The following is a 2,419-nucleotide window of genomic DNA, read 5'->3' on the forward strand; positions in this document are numbered from 1 at the left end:
TCGGGGCCAGCACGGGCATGCGCACCGAGTCGACCGACAGCTCCTCCGCCCGCTCCAGCATGTCCGCGCCGACCGGTCGGTCCGCGAGCTCGAAGATGATGTCGACCGGCTGACCGAAGCACGTGGCCTTGATCAGCCAGTCCTCCGGCGGGGTGTACACCGTCAGACCGGCCTCGTGGAGCGTGGTCGCCACCGCCTCCGCGTCCTCGGGGCGGATGGCGAAATCGACGTCGTGCCGGAGGTTCTTCTCGCCGCCGTGGGCGTACGCGGCCACACTGCCGGCCAGCGCGAACAGGTGCCCCTTGCGCTTGAGCAGGGCCCCGACCTGTTTGGCCGCCTCCAGGAGCGCCTGATTGCGGTCCTGCAGGAGTTCCTGCAGCGGCTGGTCCGCCTGCGGGTCCTGTGGTGGCGCGGGCTCGTCCCCGTCCGGTGCCGTCCGGAGGGCCGGGACCCCCGGTCGCCGGACGAGCGTCGCGTCATCACCGTTCTGCGTCATGACCACTCCTTCGCCGAACCGGACACTTCGCTCCCGTGCGGTGTCCGGACCCGAGACGGCCTGTTTGCCTGCACTGGGTACCCGGCGCTCCCGACCCGACACGGACGGCTTCCGAAGAGCGTCGGGCCCCGACCGTCAGCCACTCGGGGCGGTGCGCCACCAGGGAGTTCCCGGAGGTGTCCCGCAGGGCGTTCGTCGCGCAGTGCACCTGGCCCCCCGCCAGATGCGACCAGGCGAAGTTCTCCACCCAGTGCACGCGCACTCCGCCGGCGGCCAGGGCCTCCTCGGTCCCCACGCGGAACACCTCCCGGCCGCGCACCTTCGGCCCGTGCGGATAGGGAGCGGCGTAGTGCCGGGCCGTCAGGGACAGGCCGTTGGCGACACCGGGGGAGCAGGCGAGCGCGCCCTCGGGTCCGCCCCGGTCGGCGGAGATCATCGCGTACAGCTCCGGCACCCGTACGAGGTCGCCGCGGGGCAGCCCCGTCTCGCGCAGCAGCACGCCGGTCTGGTCGTCGATGTGCCGCGCCGCCTGCTCGTTGCCGGCGAGGAAGTCCTGGTCGGAGAGGGGCGCGTCGACGGTGGGCTTGTGCTCCGTGCTCGTACCGGGGAAGAGCCGTTGCCCGCCCTCCCCGGCGCGCTGCGCCCGCCGCAGCGGCTCCACCGCCAGATGCGGGTCGGCGACGGCCATGGTCCAGCCGCGCTCGGTGCGTGCCCGCACCACATGGACCGTCTCGTCCACGTGACCGACCAGCAGCCACGACATGTCGATGGCGACGGCCGGCTGTACGCCCTGCGCCTCGATCATCCGCACGAACGCCGGATCGGGCGCCCGGCGCGGGGCCGTGCCGTACAGCACCCGTCCCTGCGGATGTCCCTCGCACGGCGGTACGGACTCGACGTTGCCGGTGAAGTTCCGCAGATCGACGCCGCTCGGAGCGCGCCCCGGCGTGAACTCCTGCACCACGGCGACATCGGGCCCACGGACGTCGCGGAACAGCAGCCGGGCCGACCGGTTCAGCGTGGTTTCGCCGCCCCTCGGGGCCGCCCACAGCACCGGAGCGCGCAGCGGCATCCGCATGGTGTGCGTCCCGCCGCCCTCCTCGCGGACGGCACCGCGAGCCAGCGTCGCAGGCGGCGGCATGACCGTCATCTCCGCCGTGGGCGACGGCTCGCAGGGGTACACCAAGCGCTGCATGGGCGGAGTCCACGACGGCCGGACGGTCCTCTGACACCCCGGCCGAACAAGACAAGCGCATAAACCGCCAAAGACGGAATATGGGGCAAAGACGTGGGAAGCCGGATGACGCCGCTGGGGCGACGCGCTTGTGGAGGTCGACATGAACCAGGAGACATCACGTTCGTCCGGTCTTCCGCAGCCGTTGCGGGCCGTGGCCTCGGGCCTGCGGCACCTGCCGGGTGCGGAGCAGGTGGGCAAGGTGGCCACGGACGCGCTGGACAGGATCGGCGCGGTCTCGCCGCGGGGCCGCCGGATGGCCGTCTACGCCGGCGCCGGGGTGCTCGGCGTGACCGGACTCGTGGAGTGGCCGGTGGCGGTGACCGGCGCGGCCGTCGCCTGGCTGACCCAGCCGCGGCCCGGACAGCGGCCCGACGGCGCGTCACCGAACGTCGGCACACAGACCGCCACGACCGGGGACCACCGCTCCCCCCGGAAAGGCCGGGACGAGGAGGACACCTCCGTCTACGGCCCGGGCGGCAGACTCACCCCCTCCCACCACCGCCACGACCATCCGGAACAGCACGTCCACGAACAACCCGCCAAGGTCGGCGACACCGCCACCGCCTCCGCGCTGAAGCAGGTCGCCGAGGCCACCGCGCACCACGGACCCCTCGTCCGGATCCGCGGACTCGGCAAGCGGTTCGGCGGCACCGTCGCGCTGGCCGGAGCCGATCTGGACGTCCACC

Annotated in this window: 3 protein-coding genes; 1 reads left to right on the forward strand and 2 read right to left on the reverse strand. The window is 73.0% G+C overall.

What is annotated here, in order from left to right; all coding sequences use genetic code 11:
• Positions 1 to 496, reverse strand: a 496-nt coding sequence (locus tag ABZ281_RS46070) for a hypothetical protein (protein ID WP_356664437.1), incomplete at its 3' end; no start/stop codon positions are given.
• Positions 480 to 1,637, reverse strand: a complete 1,158-nt coding sequence (locus tag ABZ281_RS46075; protein ID WP_356664439.1) for a protein-arginine deiminase family protein — start codon at positions 1,635 to 1,637, stop codon at positions 480 to 482. The genes ABZ281_RS46070 and ABZ281_RS46075, both read right to left, overlap by 17 nt.
• A gap of 196 nt (positions 1,638 to 1,833) precedes the next feature.
• On the opposite strand from ABZ281_RS46075, the gene ABZ281_RS46080 reads away from it, so the two are divergent.
• Positions 1,834 to 2,419, forward strand: a 586-nt coding sequence (locus ABZ281_RS46080; RefSeq protein ID WP_356664441.1) for a hypothetical protein, incomplete at its 3' end; no start/stop codon positions are given.

Origin of the sequence: Streptomyces sp. NPDC006265 (assembly GCF_040613555.1) — a bacterium.
Lineage (GTDB): Bacteria > Actinomycetota > Actinomycetes > Streptomycetales > Streptomycetaceae > Streptomyces.